Source organism: Stenotrophomonas sp. BR163 (assembly GCF_047520985.2).
GTDB lineage: Bacteria > Pseudomonadota > Gammaproteobacteria > Xanthomonadales > Xanthomonadaceae > Stenotrophomonas > Stenotrophomonas sepilia.
The window spans coordinates 1-17,703 of the sequence record NZ_JAXBRE020000047.1 but is presented as its reverse complement, the minus strand read 5'-3'; the positions used below and the strand labels follow the sequence as shown (position 1 = coordinate 17,703).

The 17,703-nt window shown below is 66.5% G+C and carries 15 protein-coding genes; 5 read left to right on the top strand and 10 right to left on the bottom strand.

The genetic code is table 11. From position 1 onward, the window contains the following. Positions 1-701: SIS domain-containing protein (locus ACM0PY_RS20505; protein ID WP_495493294.1), on the top strand; the 701-nt coding region annotated here is incomplete at its 5' end. A 98-nt stretch (positions 702-799) separates the two neighbouring features. Here ACM0PY_RS20505 and ACM0PY_RS20500 read toward each other — a convergent pair. From ACM0PY_RS20500 to ACM0PY_RS20490, 3 genes are all read right to left on the bottom strand, one after another. Continuing rightward, the gene (locus ACM0PY_RS20500; RefSeq protein ID WP_180886390.1) at positions 800-2,203 is read right to left on the bottom strand and encodes a mannose-1-phosphate guanylyltransferase/mannose-6-phosphate isomerase; all 1,404 of its coding nucleotides are present in this window, start codon (positions 2,201-2,203) and stop codon (positions 800-802) included. An 11-nt stretch (positions 2,204-2,214) separates the two neighbouring features. Further along, positions 2,215-3,561: a phosphohexomutase domain-containing protein gene (locus tag ACM0PY_RS20495; protein WP_180895475.1), complete on the bottom strand. Its 1,347-nt coding sequence runs from the start codon at positions 3,559-3,561 to the stop codon at positions 2,215-2,217. Positions 3,562-3,659: 98 nt separating this feature from the next. Beyond that, entirely contained in the window at positions 3,660-6,971 is a 3,312-nt protein-coding gene (locus ACM0PY_RS20490; protein ID WP_414609499.1) for a DEAD/DEAH box helicase, read from the bottom strand. Between the two features lie 160 nt (positions 6,972-7,131). Here ACM0PY_RS20490 and ACM0PY_RS20485 point away from each other — a divergent pair, with 160 nt between their 5' ends. Genes ACM0PY_RS20485 through ACM0PY_RS20475 form a run of 3 tightly spaced genes read left to right on the top strand, consistent with a single transcriptional unit; the run spans position 7,132 to position 9,131 of the window. Further along, the gene (locus ACM0PY_RS20485) at positions 7,132-7,863 is read left to right on the top strand and encodes a CoA transferase subunit A (protein WP_069139451.1); all 732 of its coding nucleotides are present in this window, start codon (positions 7,132-7,134) and stop codon (positions 7,861-7,863) included. A gap of 1 nt (position 7,864) precedes the next feature. Continuing rightward, positions 7,865-8,497, top strand: coding sequence for a CoA transferase subunit B (locus tag ACM0PY_RS20480; RefSeq protein ID WP_134971157.1), 633 nt, complete (start codon positions 7,865-7,867; stop codon positions 8,495-8,497). Positions 8,498-8,543: 46 nt separating this feature from the next. Further along, positions 8,544-9,131, top strand: coding sequence for an alpha-ketoglutarate-dependent dioxygenase AlkB family protein (locus ACM0PY_RS20475; protein WP_180886387.1), 588 nt, complete (start codon positions 8,544-8,546; stop codon positions 9,129-9,131). A gap of 6 nt (positions 9,132-9,137) precedes the next feature. On the opposite strand, the gene ACM0PY_RS20470 is transcribed toward ACM0PY_RS20475, so the two are convergent. The 5 genes from ACM0PY_RS20470 to ACM0PY_RS20450 all read right to left on the bottom strand — a co-directional run bounded on the left by ACM0PY_RS20470 (position 9,138) and on the right by ACM0PY_RS20450 (position 13,700). Next, on the bottom strand, positions 9,138-10,100 hold the full coding sequence (locus ACM0PY_RS20470; RefSeq protein WP_231352532.1) for a glycosyltransferase family 2 protein: 963 nt from the start codon (positions 10,098-10,100) through the stop codon (positions 9,138-9,140). An 81-nt stretch (positions 10,101-10,181) separates the two neighbouring features. Then, entirely contained in the window at positions 10,182-10,823 is a 642-nt protein-coding gene (locus tag ACM0PY_RS20465) for an ABC-type transport auxiliary lipoprotein family protein (RefSeq protein WP_125892546.1), read from the bottom strand. Next, positions 10,820-11,746, bottom strand: coding sequence for an MlaD family protein (locus tag ACM0PY_RS20460; RefSeq protein WP_014645865.1), 927 nt, complete (start codon positions 11,744-11,746; stop codon positions 10,820-10,822). Before ACM0PY_RS20460 ends, ACM0PY_RS20465 begins: the two co-directional genes overlap by 4 nt. A gap of 3 nt (positions 11,747-11,749) precedes the next feature. Further along, positions 11,750-12,577, bottom strand: a complete 828-nt coding sequence (locus ACM0PY_RS20455; RefSeq protein WP_414609498.1) for an ABC transporter ATP-binding protein — start codon at positions 12,575-12,577, stop codon at positions 11,750-11,752. Between the two features lies 1 nt (position 12,578). After that, positions 12,579-13,700, bottom strand: coding sequence for an MlaE family ABC transporter permease (locus ACM0PY_RS20450; protein ID WP_065179137.1), 1,122 nt, complete (start codon positions 13,698-13,700; stop codon positions 12,579-12,581). A 92-nt stretch (positions 13,701-13,792) separates the two neighbouring features. On the opposite strand from ACM0PY_RS20450, the gene ACM0PY_RS20445 reads away from it, so the two are divergent. Then, complete coding sequence (locus ACM0PY_RS20445; RefSeq protein ID WP_046428410.1) at positions 13,793-15,052, top strand: threonine/serine exporter family protein; 1,260 nt, start codon at positions 13,793-13,795, stop codon at positions 15,050-15,052. 109 nt (positions 15,053-15,161) lie between these two features. On the opposite strand, the gene ACM0PY_RS20440 is transcribed toward ACM0PY_RS20445, so the two are convergent. After that, on the bottom strand, positions 15,162-15,545 hold the full coding sequence (locus tag ACM0PY_RS20440) for an H-NS histone family protein (protein ID WP_005415203.1): 384 nt from the start codon (positions 15,543-15,545) through the stop codon (positions 15,162-15,164). Positions 15,546-15,766: 221 nt separating this feature from the next. Further along, positions 15,767-17,470, bottom strand: coding sequence for a proline--tRNA ligase (locus ACM0PY_RS20435; protein WP_111200803.1), 1,704 nt, complete (start codon positions 17,468-17,470; stop codon positions 15,767-15,769). Positions 17,471-17,703 lie beyond the last annotated feature (233 nt).

The following is a 17,703-nucleotide window of genomic DNA, read 5'->3' as shown; positions in this document are numbered from 1 at the left end:
CGGAAAGCGCGATCCCGCGTGCCAGCGAACTGGTCTGCTACACCCGTGCCGGTGCCGAGATCGGCGTGGCATCGACCAAGGCCTTCACCACCCAGCTGGCGGCACTGTTCCAGCTGACCGTGGTGCTGGGCAAGCTGCATGGCCGCATCGACGCGGCGCAGGAAGCGGACTACCTGGAGCAGCTGCGCTTCCTGCCGGGCAGCGTGCAGCACGCGCTGAACATGGAACCGCAGATCGCCGCCTGGGCCGAGCGTTTCGCGCGCAAGAGCAGCGCATTGTTCCTGGGCCGCGGCCTGCACTACCCGATCGCGCTGGAAGGTGCGCTCAAGCTCAAGGAAATCTCCTACATCCACGCCGAGGCCTACCCGGCGGGCGAGCTGAAGCATGGCCCGCTGGCGCTGGTGGACGAGGACATGCCGGTGGTGGTGATCGCGCCGAACGACAGCCTGCTGGAAAAGGTGAAGTCGAACATGCAGGAAGTGCGTGCGCGTGGCGGTGAACTGTTCGTGTTCGCCGACCAGGACAGCAACTTCAATGAGTCCGAAGGCGTACACGTGATTCGTACGCCGCGCCATGCCGGCGTGCTCAGCCCGATCGTGCATACCATTCCGGTGCAGCTGCTGGCGTACCACACCGCGCTGGCACGTGGCACCGACGTGGACAAGCCGCGCAACCTGGCCAAGAGCGTGACGGTGGAGTGAGATGAGGTGGAATCCAGAGCCGCAGTGGCACTGGATTCGGCTTAAATCCGGTAGATGCGGATGCCGGGCCGCTGGCCGCGCAACAGGGACCAGGGACCTCAGCTGCGCCCGTAGGTGTCCTCGAAGCGTACGATGTCATCCTCGCCCAGGTAGCTGCCCGACTGCACTTCGATCAGTTCCAGCGGCAGCTTGCCCGGGTTGCGCAGGCGGTGGGTCACGCCCAACGGAATGTAGGTGCTCTGGTTCTCGCTGAGCAGGATCACTTCATCGCCACGGGTCACCTCGGCGGTGCCGCTGACCACGATCCAGTGCTCGGCGCGATGGTGGTGCATCTGCAGGCTGAGCGTGCCACCGGGCTTGACCGTGATGCGCTTGACCTGGAAGCGCTCGCCGTTGTCGATCGAATCGTAGGCGCCCCATGGGCGATAGACCTTGCGATGCCAGGTGGCCTCGCTGCGGCCTTCGGCCTTGAGCTGTGCCACCACGGTCTTGACCTCCTGCATGCGGTCGGCCTTGCCCACCAGCACCGCATCGTCGGTCTCGACCACGATCACGTCATCAAGGCCGACCATGGCCACCAGGCGCTGGCCGTAGGCATAGGTATTGCGGCAGTCGATGGCGATCACGTCGCCTTGGTGCGCGTTGCCATCGCCGTCCTGCTGCGAGACGTCGCGCAGCGCAGTCCACGAACCGACATCGTTCCAGCCCGCATCCAGTGGAATCACCACCGTGTCGGCGGTCTTCTCCATCACCGCGTAGTCGATCGAATCGGACGGAACGGCAGTGAAGGCGTCCTTGTCCAGGCGGGTGAAGTCGGCATCTCGGCGCGCCTGCTGCCAGGCTTGGCGGCTGCCAGCCAGCATCGCGGGCTGGAAGCGTTCCAGTTCCTGCAGGTAGCGCGAGGCCTTGAACAGGAACATGCCACTGTTCCAATAGTACTGGCCGCTGCTGACGTAGCCGGTCGCGGTTTCCAGGTCGGGCTTCTCGACGAAGCGCTCGACCGCGCGCAGGCCCTGGCCATCGGCGGCCTTGATGTAGCCGTAGCCGGTTTCCGGTCCGGTCGGCACGATGCCGAAGGTGACCAGCTTGCCGGCCTCGGCAGCACCGGCCGCCGCCTGCACGGCGCTGCGAAATGCGGTCTCGTTGGTGATCACATGATCGGAGGGCAGCACCAGCAGCAGGGCGTCGGCGCCGTCGCGGGTGGCTTCCAGCGCGGCAACGGCGATGGCCGGGGCGGTGTTGCGGCCGACCGGTTCAAGGATGATCGCGGCCGGCTCGGCGCCAACCTGCTGCAGCTGCTCGGCGGCGACGAAACGGTGCTCTTCGTTGGCGATCACCAGCGGCCCGCGCGCGGCGATCGGCGCCACGCGCTTCCAGGTGGCCTGCAGCATCGTCAGTTCACCCGCCAGCGGCAGGAACTGCTTCGGGTACGCCTCGCGCGACAGCGGCCACAGGCGGGTACCGGATCCACCGGACAGGATGACGGGCTGGATGCTGCTCATGCGTTCCTCGATTACTGCTGGATCAGGCGGGAGATGTCGTCGGTGCGTGCCTGCATCAGCGCGGCATCGCCCCGGGCTTCGACATTCAGGCGCAGTAGTGGCTCGGTGTTGGAGCTGCGCAGGTTGAAGCGCCAGTCGCCGAAGTCGGCGCTGATGCCATCGGTGTGGTCCAGCGTGGGCGACTGCGCCGCGAAATGCTCCATCACGCGCGCGACGGCGGCCTTTGCATCGGTGACCTTGAAGTTGATCTCGCCGCTGCAGGGGTAGGCCGCCATGCGGTCTTCGACCCAATCGGCCAGCGAGCGCCCGCTTTCGGAAACCAGCTGGGCGATCAGCAACCACGGGATCATGCCGGAGTCTGCATAGGCGAACTCGCGGAAGTAGTGGTGGGCGCTCATCTCGCCGCCGTACACCGCGTCTTCGGCGCGCATCTTTTCCTTGATGAAGGCATGGCCGCTCTTGCACTGCACCGGTACACCGCCGGCCTGCTCGACCATGTCCACGGTGTTCCAGACCAGGCGCGGGTCATGCACGACCTTGCCGCCCGGGTTGCGCGCCAGGATCGCCTTGGCCAGCAGGCCCACCAGGTAGTAGCCTTCGATGAAGCGGCCGGTGTGATCGAAGAAGAAGCAGCGGTCGAAGTCACCATCCCAGGCAATGCCGAAATCGGCGCCGTGTTCGCGCACCGCGTCGGCAGTGGCGGCGCGGTTCTCCGGCAGCAGCGGGTTGGGAATGCCGTTGGGGAAGCTGCCGTCCGGTTCGTGGCAGATGCGGATGAACTCGAACGGCAGGTGCGGTGCCAGCAGGTCGACGATGGCACCGGCGCCGCCGTTGCCGGCGTTGACCACCAGCTTCAGTGGCCGCAGCTTGCCAGCATCGACATAGCTCAGCAGATGCTGGATATACGCGCTCTTGTCGTGCCGGGCGCTCTGACCGGCGCGCGGGGGCTGGGCCTCGGACGTGTCGGCGGCGACCGCATCGGAAATTGCGAACAGGCCGGTATCGGAGCTGATCGGGCGCGCGTTCTCCTTGACCAGCTTCATGCCGTTGTAGTCCATCGGGTTGTGGCTGGCGGTGACCATCACGCCGCCGGCCGCGCCCAGATGGTCGGTCTGGAAATAGACTTCTTCCGTGCCGCACAGGCCGATGTCGATCACCTCGCGCCCGGTACCGCGCAGGCCTGCGGCCAATGCGTCCTGCAGCGCGGGGCTGGTAAGGCGCACGTCGTGGCCGAGGACCACTGGACCGGGAGCGAGCTGCGCGGCCAAGGCGACGCCGATGCGGCGGGCCAGGTCTTCGTTCAGTTCTTCCGGCACACGGCCGCGGATGTCATAGGCCTTGAAGGCGGGCAGGGGCATCGATCGGGATCCTTGGGGAGCTCAGCCCACGATTGTAGTCCCAGTCCTGTATGGGAATCGTTTCCATGGCGCAACGCCACGTGACTGGCGTCCAAGGGTCAGGTTCGCGTCGACCGCTTGCCCGCTTTACGCAAACGCTTGCCGGGCAGGCCCGGCAACGGCGCCAGCAGCGCCTGCACATCTTCTTCGTTGAAGCGTGGCCCCGTAGCGCCGCCGCCTTCGAGAATGGAGTCGGCCAGCGTGGCCTTGCGCTCCTGCAGCTCGGCAATCCGTTCTTCGATGCTGCCTGCGGCGATCAGCCGGTAAACGAACACCGGCTGCTGCTGGCCGATGCGATGGGCGCGATCGCTGGCCTGGTTTTCGGCCGCCGGGTTCCACCACGGATCGAAGTGGATGACGGTATCGGCGGCGGTCAGGTTCAACCCGACGCCACCTGCCTTCAGGCTGATCAGAAACACCGGCACCTCGCCTTGCATGAAGCGCTGCACCGGCGTGGCTCTGTCCTGGGTGTCGCCGGTCAGGGTCACATAGGCCAGGCCCAGATCATCCAACGTCTGCGCGATCAGCGTGAGCATGCCGGTGAACTGCGAGAACAGCAGGATGCGCCGGCCTTCCTCGACCATCGACGGCAACATGTCGCGCAGCAGCTCCAGCTTGGCCGAACCGGCATTGCGGGCCGGAGCGTCGCCCGGCAGCAGGCGCGGATCGCAGCAGACCTGGCGCAGCTTCAGCAACGCATCCAGCACCACGATGTGGCTGCGCGCCAGCCCGCTGCCGATGATGGCTTCGCGCACCTGCTTTTCCATCGCTGCGCGCACGGTTTCATAGAGATCACGCTGGCCGCCCTCCATTTCCACCGCGCGGGTAATGACGGTCTTGGGCGGAAGCTCTGACGCCACCTGGTCCTTGCGCCGGCGAAGGATGAACGGACGCAGCCGTTGCGCCAGCAAGGTGGCGCGGCGGTGGTCGCTGCCACGTTCGATCGGATGGCGCCAATGCTGGTTGAACTGTTTCTCGCTGCCTAGCAGGCCGGGCAGCAGGAAGTCGAACTGCGTCCACAGTTCGCCCAGATGGTTTTCCAGCGGCGTGCCGGTCAGGCACAGCCGGTGGCGCGCCTGCAGCGTGCGCAGGGTGATGGCCGCACGTGATTTCGGATTCTTCACCTGCTGGGCTTCATCCAGAATCAGCAGATGGTAGGCATGTGCCTGCAGCGCCTGCTCGTCGCGCCACAGCAGAGGGTAGGTGGTGAGTACAAGATCGTGCCCGGGAACCGCCTCGAACAGCGTTTCACGTGCCGATCCATGCAGGGTCAGCACGCGCAGGGCCGGGGTGAAGCGTGCCGCTTCCCTCTGCCAGTTGTGCAGCAGCGAAGTGGGCACCACCAGCAGCGCTGGACGGTCCAGGCGGCCGGCTTCCTTCTCGACCAGCACATGCGCCAGCGTCTGTACGGTCTTGCCCAGCCCCATGTCATCGGCCAGCACGCCCCCCAGGCCCTGCTGGCGCAGGTACTGCAGCCACGACAGGCCTTCGCGCTGATAGGGACGCAGCGTTGCCACCAGCCCTGCCGGCGGCGGCACTTCACCCAATGCGGGTGCCTGCATCAGCCGCTGCACCATCGCCTGGGTGTCCTTGCGCCCCCGGAACTGCAGGTGCGCCGTGTCCTGCAGCGCCTGCAGGCGGCCACGGTCAAGCGCAGACAGGCGCAGCGGCGCGCCGCGCTGGGCGAACAGGTCCGCCAACAGGGCCATGATCGGCTTCAGTCGTGCGGCCCGCAGTGCCAGACACGTGTTGTCGCCCGTCGTCAACAGGATGTTCTCATCGTCGCCGATGGCGTCCAGCTGGCCACGCATCCAGCGGGGATCGGACTGCAGCACCTGCTGCAGCAGCGGAACCATCGACACGTTGCGGCCTTTCACCTGAATATCCAGGCCCAGGTTGAACCAGCCCGCATCCGCCGGGTCCGCCTGGATGTCTAGGTCGATCACATCCACCCGGGTGATGCGATGGCGGAAATCGTCGTCCGTCTCCACTTTCCAGCCCAAGGCCTCCAGGCGCGGCACGTCGTCCAGCAGAAACCGTGTCCAGTCATGGGTGCGCAGCTGGAACTGAGGTCCTGCGCCCTCCAATGGCGCCCGCGGAGCCGTGTCGAGATGCAGTCCCACCGTGCGCAGCTCGGCCTCACGCCGTGATTCCTCAGCCAGGTCGCGGGGCAGCAGGGCAAGCTGGCCCTCCGGATCGTGTGCGAACAGGCTCGGATCGTCCAGGAACCGGATGTGCTCGTCGTATTCGAAGGCCACGGTCGCGATATCGGCCCATTGCGAAGCGTCGCCACGGCCAAGCCATGCCGGCCGGAACTCGATCGTATGCAGGCGCAGCACAGGAATCATCGAAGTGATCTGCAGGGTGGGCAGCGTGTCGCTTGCACCGGGGCGCGGCAGCGCAGGGTCGATCTGCTGCAGCATCTGTGCGACCACCGACGCTTCATTGGGTAACAAACTGGGCAGGCTCAGGAACGCGTCGGCGTCTTCGGGCCTGACATCCAGCTGAAGTGGACCGACCTCGCCGGTGACCGGGTCCAGATAGCACGCACTCCGGCCCAGGACCACGCCTCTGGCGCCGCCCTCCACGCTCAACGTGGGTTCCAGCAGCGTCGCGCCCTGCGCCATGTCAACGGCCCAGCCCAGTTCGCCGCGGCGTGGAGCGCCCGACCGGGCCAGCACGTCCTGCGTACCACATGAGACCCAGCCATGGCCGCTGGAGACGATCAGCTGCAGGGTGGCCGCGAAGTCGATCCATTCGTCTTTCGTCGCGGGCTGCCGCTGGGTGCGTAGCTGGATCATCACCGCCAGATCAGTCGGGGTGAGGTATGCGGGAGGCTCCAGCAGCAGGTCTGCGGTGATATCCATCCACTTGCCCGGGCTGATCGCACCATCGGCACCGTACTTGACGCGCCGGACCAGCACGGCGGGGCGATGGTTGTAGGTGGACAGTTCGAAGATGACACCGTTCCGGCGTGGCTGGGCCGGCCGGATCCGGGTGCTCTGCCAACGCGAGAGCTTCGCCAGCAGTTCAGCACGCGGCGCTTGCGCCAGGTCCTGTTCGGTCAGGGGGCTCTCATCCATGGCCAGCGGTTCCAGCATGTGGGAGACCAGCACCGCCGCCACATGCTTGCAGGCGCGGCCGACGGGGCAGGAGTAGGCACTCTGCAGGCGGCTGCGCGCGGTGCGCATACTGGCGGCCAGATCGATCTCCACGTGGTAGGGATACCTGGCCGAACCCTGCACCTCGGCCGTCAGCAGGCCCTCGCGAAGTTGCCGGTTGCGCACGCCCCCCAGGCACTGCTCGCTTTTCTGCAGTGTCCATTCGTCGATCCAGCGGAACAGGTCTTCATCGGTGAAGGTCAGCGTCATCGTAGATGGAGGGGCGCAGGCGCTGAAGCACCCTTCTGGGGGGAATCGCCCATTCTACCCAATGCCCGCCCAGTGCTCCGTCAATGCTGCGGCGCATCCAGGCCCTTCGCCGCCCTCCAGCTAGAATGCCGTCATCCTCAACGTGCAGGGTAGTACAGCAATGCAGCAATCGACTTCCGGCGGAAAGCGCGGCAAGCGCTACGCCAGTGCGGCGGAGGCCCTGCAGGGGGTGGTCGCCGATGGCCAGACCCTGGCCGTGGGTGGCTTTGGCTTGTGTGGCATTCCCGAAGCGCTGATCGCTGCGCTGCGCGACAGCGGCGCCAAAGGCCTGACCGTGATCTCCAACAATGCTGGCGTCGATGGCTTCGGCCTGGGCCAGCTGCTGGAAACGCGGCAGATCAAGAAGATGATCTCGTCCTACGTGGGCGAGAACAAGGAGTTCGAACGCCAGTTCCTGGCCGGCGAGCTCGAATTGGAATTCAATCCGCAGGGCACCTTGGCTGAACGCCTGCGTGCCGGCGGTGCAGGCATTCCGGCGTTCTTCACCGCCACCGGCTACGGCACGGTGGTGGCCGAGGGCAAGGAAACCCGCGCGTTCGATGGCAAGCACTACGTGATGGAGACCGCGTTGCGCGCCGACGTGGCACTGGTCAAGGCCTGGAAGGCCGACGAGGCCGGCAACCTGGTGTTCCGCAAGACCGCGCGCAACTTCAACCCGGCCTGTGCGATGGCCGGCAAGGTCTGCATCGTGGAGGTTGAAGAGGTCGTGCCGGTCGGCGCCATCGACCCGGATCAGGTGCACCTGCCGGGCATCTATGTGCACCGCATCGTGCACAACCCGCATCCTGAGAAGCGAATCGAACAGCGCACCATCCGCGCGGAGGGCAACTGACATGGCGTGGACCCGCGATGAAATGGCGGCCCGTGCCGCCCAGGAACTGACCGATGGCGCCTACGTGAACCTGGGCATCGGCCTGCCGACCCTGGTCGCCAACCACATTCCCGAAGGCGTGGATGTATGGCTGCAGTCGGAAAACGGCCTGCTCGGCATCGGCCCGTTCCCGACCGACGCTGAAGTCGACGCTGACCTGATCAATGCCGGCAAGCAGACCGTCACTGCACGTGCGGGCGCCAGCTACTTCGGCAGCCACGACAGCTTCGCGATGATCCGCGGTGGACACGTCAATCTGGCCATCCTCGGTGCCATGCAGGTCACCGACAAGGGCGACCTGGCCAACTGGATGGTGCCCGGCAAGATGGTCAAGGGCATGGGCGGTGCGATGGACCTGGTCGCTGGCGTGCAGCGCGTGGTGGTGCTGATGGAGCACACCGCCAAGAACGGTGAGCACAAGATCCTGGCCGAATGCACGCTGCCGCTGACCGGCGTGGGCGTGGTCGACCGCATCATCACCGATCTGGCCGTGTTCGACGTGACTGACAAGGGCCTGCTGCTGGTGGAGGCCGCGCCGGGTGTCAGTGATGACGAGCTGAAGGAAAAGACCGGCGTCGCGTTCCTGCGCGACTGAAGGTGCAAGGGCGGCCTAGGGCCGCCCTGTTTCTCAAAGGGGTGCCATGCTGTTTCCCCATGACCTGCCCGACGCCGACGTCCAGCACCTGCCGGGCTGGCTGGCCGCTGCCGACTCCGACCGGCTCATGCGGGCGCTGCTGGCCGACGTGCGGTGGGAGGTCCACCGCATCCGTATGTTCGGCAACTGGGTGGATTCGCCGCGGCTGAGCTGCTGGATCGGCGACCCGCAGGCGCGCTACCGCTACTCCGGTGCCGAGTTCGTGCCGCATCCGTGGCCGCCTGTGTTGCAGGTCGTGCGCGAGCGCCTGCAGGCCGAAGGCTACAGCCGCTTCAACAGCGTGCTGCTGAACCGCTATCGCGGCGGCGGCGACTACATGGGCTGGCACAGCGATGACGAGCCGGAGCTGGGGCCGGCCCCGGTGATCGCGTCGCTGAGCCTGGGTGCCGCGCGCCGTTTCCTGCTGCGCCGACGCGACGATCCGGCGCGCAAGGCTGAATTCGTGCTTGGCCACGGTGACCTGCTGCTGATGGCCGGACAGACCCAGCGCTTCTACCAGCACGCGCTGCCGAAGATGGCGCGGGTGCAGGGAGAGCGGATCAACCTTACGTTCCGGTGGATCCAGCCCGGCTGAAAGAAACTACGCGCGTACCAGATCGATGCAGGCTGACAGCAGGCCGCGACCGAAATTGCTGTAGTTTCCGGAGAGTAATTGCCCCATCACGACCGGTAAACGCCGCATGCGGGAGGTGGGCAGCGTCGCTCGTACCGAAACGTGATGCTGCTTGCGTTCCACCCACGCCAGCAATGGCTGGGGCAGGCTCAGTTCGCGTCCGCGCGCCAGCAACAAGCCCGATTGCACGCACTCGGTCTCCAGTTGCCGCTTGCGTCGTACCGCGCGTGGCGCCGTGTCATTGCCGCCCAGGCCCAACTGGTTGTTGCTGTGCAGGCGATAGCCGATGAGTGCCTCGGGAAGGCTGTCGATGCCCCCACGCATGGCTGCCAGCGTGCCGATCCAGGCATCGTGCACCCAGTCCTTGTCCGGTAGTGGCAGAGCATCGGCCAGCACCGAATGACGGAACGCCATCGCCGCGCCCGTCATCAGGTTTCGCTTGAGCATCAGACGGAAGCCGCCGCCGGCATGCATGCGCGCCAGATCCCCGGGCAGGTAACGCAGCGCATCGAACAATGTCTGCTGCAGCGGCTGCCCGGCCTCATCGATCAACTGAGCATTGCAGTGCAGGGCAAGCAAGCCAGGCCGTGCACCGAACTCGGTGCAGAAGCGCGCTATCTTGTTGGCATGCCATACATCATCCTGGTCGCACAGGAAGATGATCTCGCCAGTGCAGGCACGCAGCGCACCATCGAAGTTCCGTCGATAGCCGACGTTCTGTGGGTTCACTTGCAGGTCCACGGTAATGCCCGCAGCTTCGGCACGTGGCACGAAGGCCTGCAACAACGCCAAGGTACCATCAGTTGATAGATCGTCCCGGATCACGATCTGGTTGGGGCGGCGTGTCTGTGCCAGCAGACTGTCGAGCTGCTCCTGCAAGAAGCGCTCACCGTTGTACGTGCAGACGGCGATGGAGACGGATGCGGGCATCAGTGTGGCAAGAGACCGTGATTCGTCATTATCGCACGTACCCACCCGGGGCCTCGCCGGGCGTGCCTGGCGACGCTCCCGTCAGCGCGCAACAGTTGGCTGATCGGCCTGCCCGCTCACCAGCGTCCAGCCCACCACATCCTGTGCCAGCTGCTGCAGGCCGCGCTCGAAGGCCGCGGTCACCGCCGGCACGTCGGTGCTGCCGACCGGCTGCGCCTGGCGGAAGGTGCGGTCGGCCACCACGCGCTGGTCGGCGACATGGATCAGCTTGGCGTTGACCTCGATCACCACGGTCGGCGTGGCTTGTCCCTGGTAATCCGATTCGAAGCGGCGCACGTCGGTGGACAGCTTGTAGTCGGCGCGGATGCCGGCAGTGCTGCGGGCCACGCCGCGGATGCGGCCGGAATCCTCGAAGCCACGCAGCAGGGTGTCCTCGATCATGTCGGTGGCCGGCTGCGCCCAGCTGGCGCCCTTGTAGATCTCCAGCTGCGACGGTGTAGGCCGCACGTTGATGCGCGGGCTGTCGACCATGCGCGCGGCGCTGGGCTTGGCCAGTACCAGCTGCCAGCTGGCTTGCGGCCAGGCTGGGTCCGCCTTGACCTGCACGGACGGCGAGTACAGCGTCACCGCGGTTTTCTCGCTGCTGCCGAGGATGGAGCAGCCGCCCAGCAGGGTGACCATCGAAGCGGCCAGCAGCAGGCGCGGAAGGGTGGTCGGGCTCATTTGGGTTCGAACTCCTTCGGTGCGTCGCGGCCCAGCAGGTAGCGCGCGGGGTTGTTCTCGAGGCGGTCGCTGACCCGGCGCAGGTCGCGGATCAGGCCACGCAGTTCGGTCAGCGTCGGGCCCAGCTGGCCGAGGCCATCGTTGGCGAAGCTGTTGATCGCGGCGCGGTTCTCGCCAAGGATCGAATCGGCATTGCCGGCGGCCGAGTCGAGCTTGGCCAGGGTCGCGTCGAGCTTGTCGATGATGCCGGGCAGCTGCTGCACCAGGTTCCTGTCCAGGCGCTCGATGGTGCCGTTGGTGGTCTTCAGCGTGGTGTCCAGGCTACGGGCGGCATCGCGCGCGCTGAGCAGCAGCGCCTGCGTGCCCTGGTCGCGGTCGGCCAGGCCGCCGCTGATCGTCTCCAGGTTGGCCAGCGTGGCGTTGATCGAGGCCACGTTGCGGTCGCTGAGGATCTGGTCCATGCGCTCGACGATGCGGTTGGCCACATCGGTGATGTTCTGCAGCGCCGAGGGCGTGGTCGGGATGATCGGTGCCGGATCCTTGTTGACCGTGGTCAGCGCCGGCGACTGCGGCGTGCCGCCGCTGAGCTGGATGATCGACGGGCCGGTCAGGCTGGTGATCGCCAGCTTGGCGCGGGTATCGGTCTTGACCGGCGTGTTGGAGTTCAGGCGGATGCGCGCGACCACCTGGCGCGGGTCGTCGGGCACCAGGTTCAGTTCGGTGATCGAGCCCACCGCGATGCCGTTGTACTGCACCGGGCTGCCCACCGACAGGCCGGTCACCGCTTCGCGGAAGACCACGCGGTACTCCTGCCAGGTGCGGTCGGAGGAGTATTTGGCCGCCCACAGTCCGAAGGCCAGCAGGGCCAGGCCGGTGATCAGGGTGAACGCGCCGATCAGCACGTAGTTGGCTTTGGTTTCCATGGCTCAGGCACTCTCGATCTGTTCGCCCCGCGCGGCGCGCGCGCGGGGTCCGTGGAAGTATTCCTGGATCCACGGATGATCCAGTTTCTCGATGTCCGGCAGCGGCGCATTGGCCACCACCCTGCGGTCGGCCAGCACGGCGACGCGATCGCAGATGGCGTACAGCGTGTCCAGGTCGTGGGTGATCAGGAACACGGTCAGCCCCAGCGCTTCCTGCAGGGTCTTGATCAGGCGGTCGAAGGCGGCCGCGCCGATCGGGTCGAGGCCGGCGGTGGGTTCGTCCAGGAACAGCAGCGGCGGATCCAGCGCCAGCGCCCGGGCCAGGCCTGCGCGCTTGCGCATGCCGCCGGAGAGCTGCGAGGGCAGCTTGTTGATCGCGTCGGCGGGCAGGCCGGCCAGTTTCACTTTCAGCAGCGCAAGTTCGTAGTGCCAGCGCTCGGGCAGTTCGCGGTGGTGTTCCTTCAACGGCACCTGGACGTTCTCACCCACGGTCAGCGACGAGAACAGGGCACCGTCCTGGAACAGCACACCGGTATGCCGTTCGATGTGCAGGCGGCTCTCGGCGTCGTCGGCACGCGCATCGCGGCCGAGGACTTCGATCTGCCCAGCATCCGGCACACGCAGGCCGAGGATCGAGCGCATCAGCACCGACTTGCCGGTGCCGGAGCCGCCGACCACGCCCAGGATCTCGCCGCGGCGTACGTCCAGATCCAGGTCTTCGTGCACGGTCTGGCTGCCGAACCGGTTGACCAGGCCACGCACGCGGATGGCCAGTTCGTGGCCCTGGTCGTCGTGCATGTCGATGGATTCGGGGAGGGCGGATGTGCTCATGTCACCAGTCCATGTGCATGAACCACAACGCCGCGAAGGCGTCGATGATGATCACCAGCGAGATCGTCTGCACCACGCTGGAGGTGGTGCGTTCGCCCACCGACTGGGCGGTGCCTTCCACCTTCAGCCCTTCCAGGCAGCCGATCAGGCCGATCACCAGGGCGAATACCGGCGCCTTCGACAGGCCTACCAGCAGGTGCCGCACTTCCATCGTCTCGTGCATGCGCGCGATGTACATCTGCGGCGGGATGTCGAGGTCGAACGCACCGACGGTGATGCCGCCGGCCAGGCCGGCGATCATCGCGATGAAGGTCAGCAAGGGCAGGGTGACCAGCAGGGCGAGCAAGCGTGGCAGCACCAGCAGGTCGACCGGGTCCAGGCCCAGCGTACGCATCGCATCGATCTCCTCGCGTGCCTTCATCGCACCGATCTGCGCGGTGAACGCGCTGGCGGTACGGCCGGCCAGCACGATCGCGGTCAGCAGCACGGCGAACTCGCGCAGGAAGGCGATGTTGACCAGCTCGACCACGTAGATCTCGGCGCCGAAGTCGCGCAGGATGGTCGAGCCGAGGAACGCGATCACCGCACCCACCAGGTAGGACAACAGCGCCACCAGCGGCACCGCATCCAGCCCGACCTGCTCCATCTGATGCACGGTGGCGGTCAGCCGGAAGCGGCGGGGTTCCTTGACCAGCCGCGCCGCCTTGACCAGGTTCTCGCCGAGGAAACTGCACAGGGCCTTGATGTTGTGGCCGGTGGCGTGGACGCTGACGCCCAGCCGCTCCAGCGCGGCCAGCACGCCGAAATCGCGCTTGGCCTTGGGCCGGTCATCGGCCACTTCCTCGATGGTGCACACCAGCGCCTGGTGGTCCGGGCGGAACTGCAGCGCGTCTTCGTGGAGATCGGCGCGATGGGCCACGCGCAGCACCTGCAGCACGCCGGCCGAATCGAGCTGCTCGATGCCGGTGGCATCGATGCCGGTCAGCGCGTCGGGAACGCCGCGCAGGACTTCGGCCGCGGCCAGCGCGGTCTTCAAGGTCCAGGTGCCGGACAGGCGGATCAGGCCCGGGTCGTGGGCATCCTGTTCGAGCTGGGGAGCGAGGTTCGGGGTGACGTGGGCCATTCGGGTCGCAGCATAACCGTTCTGTATCGGGCTTCGCGTCGAACTTGGATGAATTTCTCCGGCGGGCCCCAGCGTAGGTAATACTACGGCGCATGTCCGCAGATGCTCACACGATCCCCACACCCCAGGCCACCTACGCACAGCGCGTGGCCTTCGTTTCCGAGATCGCCGGACGCCTGCACAGCTATGGCACCACGGCCCAGCGCCTGGAAACGGCGGTGGTTGCCCTGGCCCGCCAGCTCGATCTGGATTGTGAACCGTGGTCGAATCCCACCGGTATCATCCTCAGCTTCAGCGATCCGGCCCAGGCGATCGGCTCCAGCGACATCACCCGCGTGATCCGCCTGGCACCGGGTGAGAACGACCTGCACAAGCTCAGCGTTGCCGACCACATCGCCGAAGAAGTGTCCAACGGGCGGATGAGCATCGCCCAGGGCCACACTGCGCTGCGCCAGCTGGACAAGGATCCGGGCCGACGCGGCAAGCTGCGCACGATCCTGTCGTTCACCCTCGGCGCGGCTGGCGTGGCCGGCATGTGGAAGCTGCCGTGGCTGGACATCGCCACCGCCGGTGTCATCGGCCTGATGATCGGCCTGCTCGGCATGGTCACCGACCGTCGCCCGGCCACCCGCGAAGCCGCCGAGGCGCTGGCCGCGCTGCTGGCCGGCATGGTCGCCACCCTGGTCGCGTCGTTCATTGGTGCGCTCAACCTCAATACGGTGATCATCGCCTCGCTGGTGGTGCTGCTGCCCGGCATGTCGCTGACCAATGCGGTCAATGAGCTGGCCAGCCAGCACTGGGTATCGGGTACCGCGCGCTTTGCCGGCGCGCTGACCACCATCATGAAGCTCAGCGTCGGCGCGATGATCGCGGTGACCCTGGCCGATGTGCTTGGCCTGGATCCGGTGATCCGGGCCGCGCGGCCGCAGGGGCCGTGGGTGGAATGGGGCTCGCTGCTGACCGCCGCATTTGCCTTCGCGATGCTGTTCAAGGCCAATCGCCGCGATTATCCGTGGGTGATTGCCGCCTCGGTGGCCGGTTATGCGATCTCCAAGTTCGGCGGCCACGCCTGGGGTGCACCGGCCGGTATCTTCCTGTCGGCAATGCTGCTGACCGCTGGCGGCAATCTGTTCGGTCGCCTGGTGGGGCGTCCGGGCGCGATCATCCGCCTGCCCGGCATCATCATGATGGTGCCCGGCAGCACCAGCCTGCGCGGTGTGCTGACCCTGGTCCAGCAACAGGATGTCGGCGCCGGCCAGAGCGTGTTCCTCACCGTTCTGAACGTGGTGATGGCGCTGGTGGCGGGCCTGCTGTTCGGCAACCTGCTGATGCCGGCGCGCAAGACCCTGTAGAGCCGAGTCCATGCTCGGCTTTGCATATGGATAGCCGAGCGTGGGCTCGGCTCTACAAACAGGAAACGCCGGCTTTCGCCGGCGTTTTTTATTGCTCCCCGATCCGGCCTCAGGCCTTCTTGATCAGGAAATCTTCCGGCTTCTTGTTGCCCTTGGCGGTCAGTTCAGCCATCCAGCGCGGCTGCTTGCCACGGCCGGTCCAGGTTTCCTTGGGGTTGGCCGGGTTGCGGTACTTCGGGGCAACCTTGCCCAGCTTGCGGCCGGCGGTCTTCGACGGTGCCTTGGCGACCTTGGCCACCTTGCGCGCGCGCGGGGCCGGGGCGTCGCCGAACAGTTCCTCGATGGTGTAGCCCTCGGTCTTGGCCAGCTTGGTCAGCTGGGCGCGCACCTTGGTGATCGGCCGGCGCTTGGCGACGATGGTCTGCTGCTTCTTGGCGGTACGGATCAGGGCGCCCAGCTCGCGTGCTGACAGGCCGGTCAGGTCAATGCTCATTTACGGTTACTCCGGAAACTAATGTGTGGACGGGACAAGCCAGTCCATGGCGTCGGCGGACAGAATAGAGATGAATTAATCACAGCACAAATGCAGGCGGGTCATGGCGTGGCGGCATGCAGACGCTGTCGCGGTGATTTTGACCGGATTATGTCCGCTGCAATATAGGGAAAGGCCGCGCGCCAAAAAAAAAGACCGGGGCAGGCCCCGGTCTTTCCACGTCAGCCCTGCAGTCGCTGCAGCAGGGTGGCCTTGTCCAGGCTCTCCGCCTCGCTGGCGCGGCGCGCGCGGTACTCGTAGGTGCCGGCGGCCAGGCCGCGTTCGCTGACCACCACGCGGTGCGGGATGCCGATCAGTTCCATGTCGGCGAACATCGCGCCCGGGCGCAGGCCGCGATCGTCGAGCGCGGCGTCCAGGCCGGCGTCGCGCAGCTCCTGCAGCAGGTTGGCTGCAGCGTCGGCCACGGCGGCATCGCCCTTCGGGTTGATCACGCACACCACGACCTGCCACGGCGCCATCGCGTCCGGCCAGATGATGCCGGCATCGTCATGGTTCTGTTCGATCGCGGCAGCCACCACGCGCGAGATACCGATACCGTAGCAGCCCATCGCCATCACCGCCGCCTTGCCGTTTTCATCCAGCACGGTGGCATCCAGCGCTTCGGCGTACTTGCGGCCGAGCTGGAACACGTGGCCGACTTCGATGCCACGGGCGATCTTCAGTTCACCGCCGTCCACAGCACGATCACCGGCACGCACGTTGCGGATGTCGGCCACTTCCGGTTCCGGCAGGTCGCGGCCCCAGTTGACGCCTGCCAGGTGGAAACCGGCCTCGTTGGCGCCGACGACGAAGTCGGCCATTGCCGCCACTTCGCGATCGGCGACCACGCGGATGGCCTTGGCCGGCGCGACCGGGCCGAGGAAGCCTGGCACGCTGCCCAGGTACTCGGCGATTTCCGCCTCGCTGGCGAAGCGCTGCTCGTCCAGCCCGGCCACCTTGGCCAGCTTGATCTCGTTGACCTCATGGTCGCCACGCACCAGCACCAGCACGAACTGCTGTGCCTCGCCTTCGCCGGCGATCAGTGCCACCGACTTCACCGTGCGCTGCAGGTCGATGCCGAGCAGGGCCGCGACGTCCTCGCAGGTCTTCTGGGTGGGCGTATCCACCTTGCGCATTGTTTCGGTGGCGGCCGCACGCGGTGCCGGATCGGCAGCGATCGCCGCCTCCATGTTGGCCGCGTAGTCCGAACCGGTGGAGAACACCAGGGCGTCTTCGCCGGAATCGGCGATCACGTGGAACTCCTGCGAAGCATCGCCACCGATCGCGCCGGAGTCCGCCTGCACCATGCGGAAGTCCAGGCCGAGGCGGGTGAAGATGCGGCTGTAGGCCGACTTCATGTTCTCGTACTCGCGTACCAGGCACTCATCGTGCAGGTGGAACGAATAGGCGTCCTTCATCAGGAACTCGCGCGCGCGCATCACGCCGAAGCGCGGGCGGATCTCGTCGCGGAACTTGGTCTGAATCTGGTAGAAGTTCACCGGCAGCTGCTTGTAGCTGGACAGCTCGCTGCGCGCGAAGTCGCAGGCGGCTTCTTCGGCGGTCGGGCTGTAGCAGAACACCTGGTCCTTGCGGTCCTTGATCTTCAGCAGCTGCGGGCCGAACTTCTGCCAGCGGCCGGTCTGCTCCCACAGTTCCTTCGGCTGGATGGTCGGGATCTGGAATTCCACCGCGCCGGCCCGGTCCATTTCCTCGCGAACAATGCGCTCGACCTTGCGCAGCACGCGCAGGCCCAGCGGCGACCAGGTGTACAGGCCCGATGCCAGCTTGCGGATCATGCCCGCGCGCAGCATCAGCCGGTGGCTGGTCAGCTCGGCGTCGCTGGGGGTTTCCTTGGTGGTGTGCAGGTGGAACTGGGAGAGGCGCATCGTCGGCTTCGGATAACGGCAGAGACGTCTATTCTGCCAGCCCGGCCGGGGGGAGGGGTATCGGCAGGGCTGCGCCCTGCACCCGCCGTAGTGCCGGCCGCTGGCCGGCAACCTCAGAAGCAACAGCCGAAGCAACAGCGGGTTTCCCGTGGGATGGCGGGGTGGGTCCGGTTGCGGGAGACGCCGTAAACCCATCCATGGGGGCTTGGCCGCGGCATCCATGCCGCGGACAC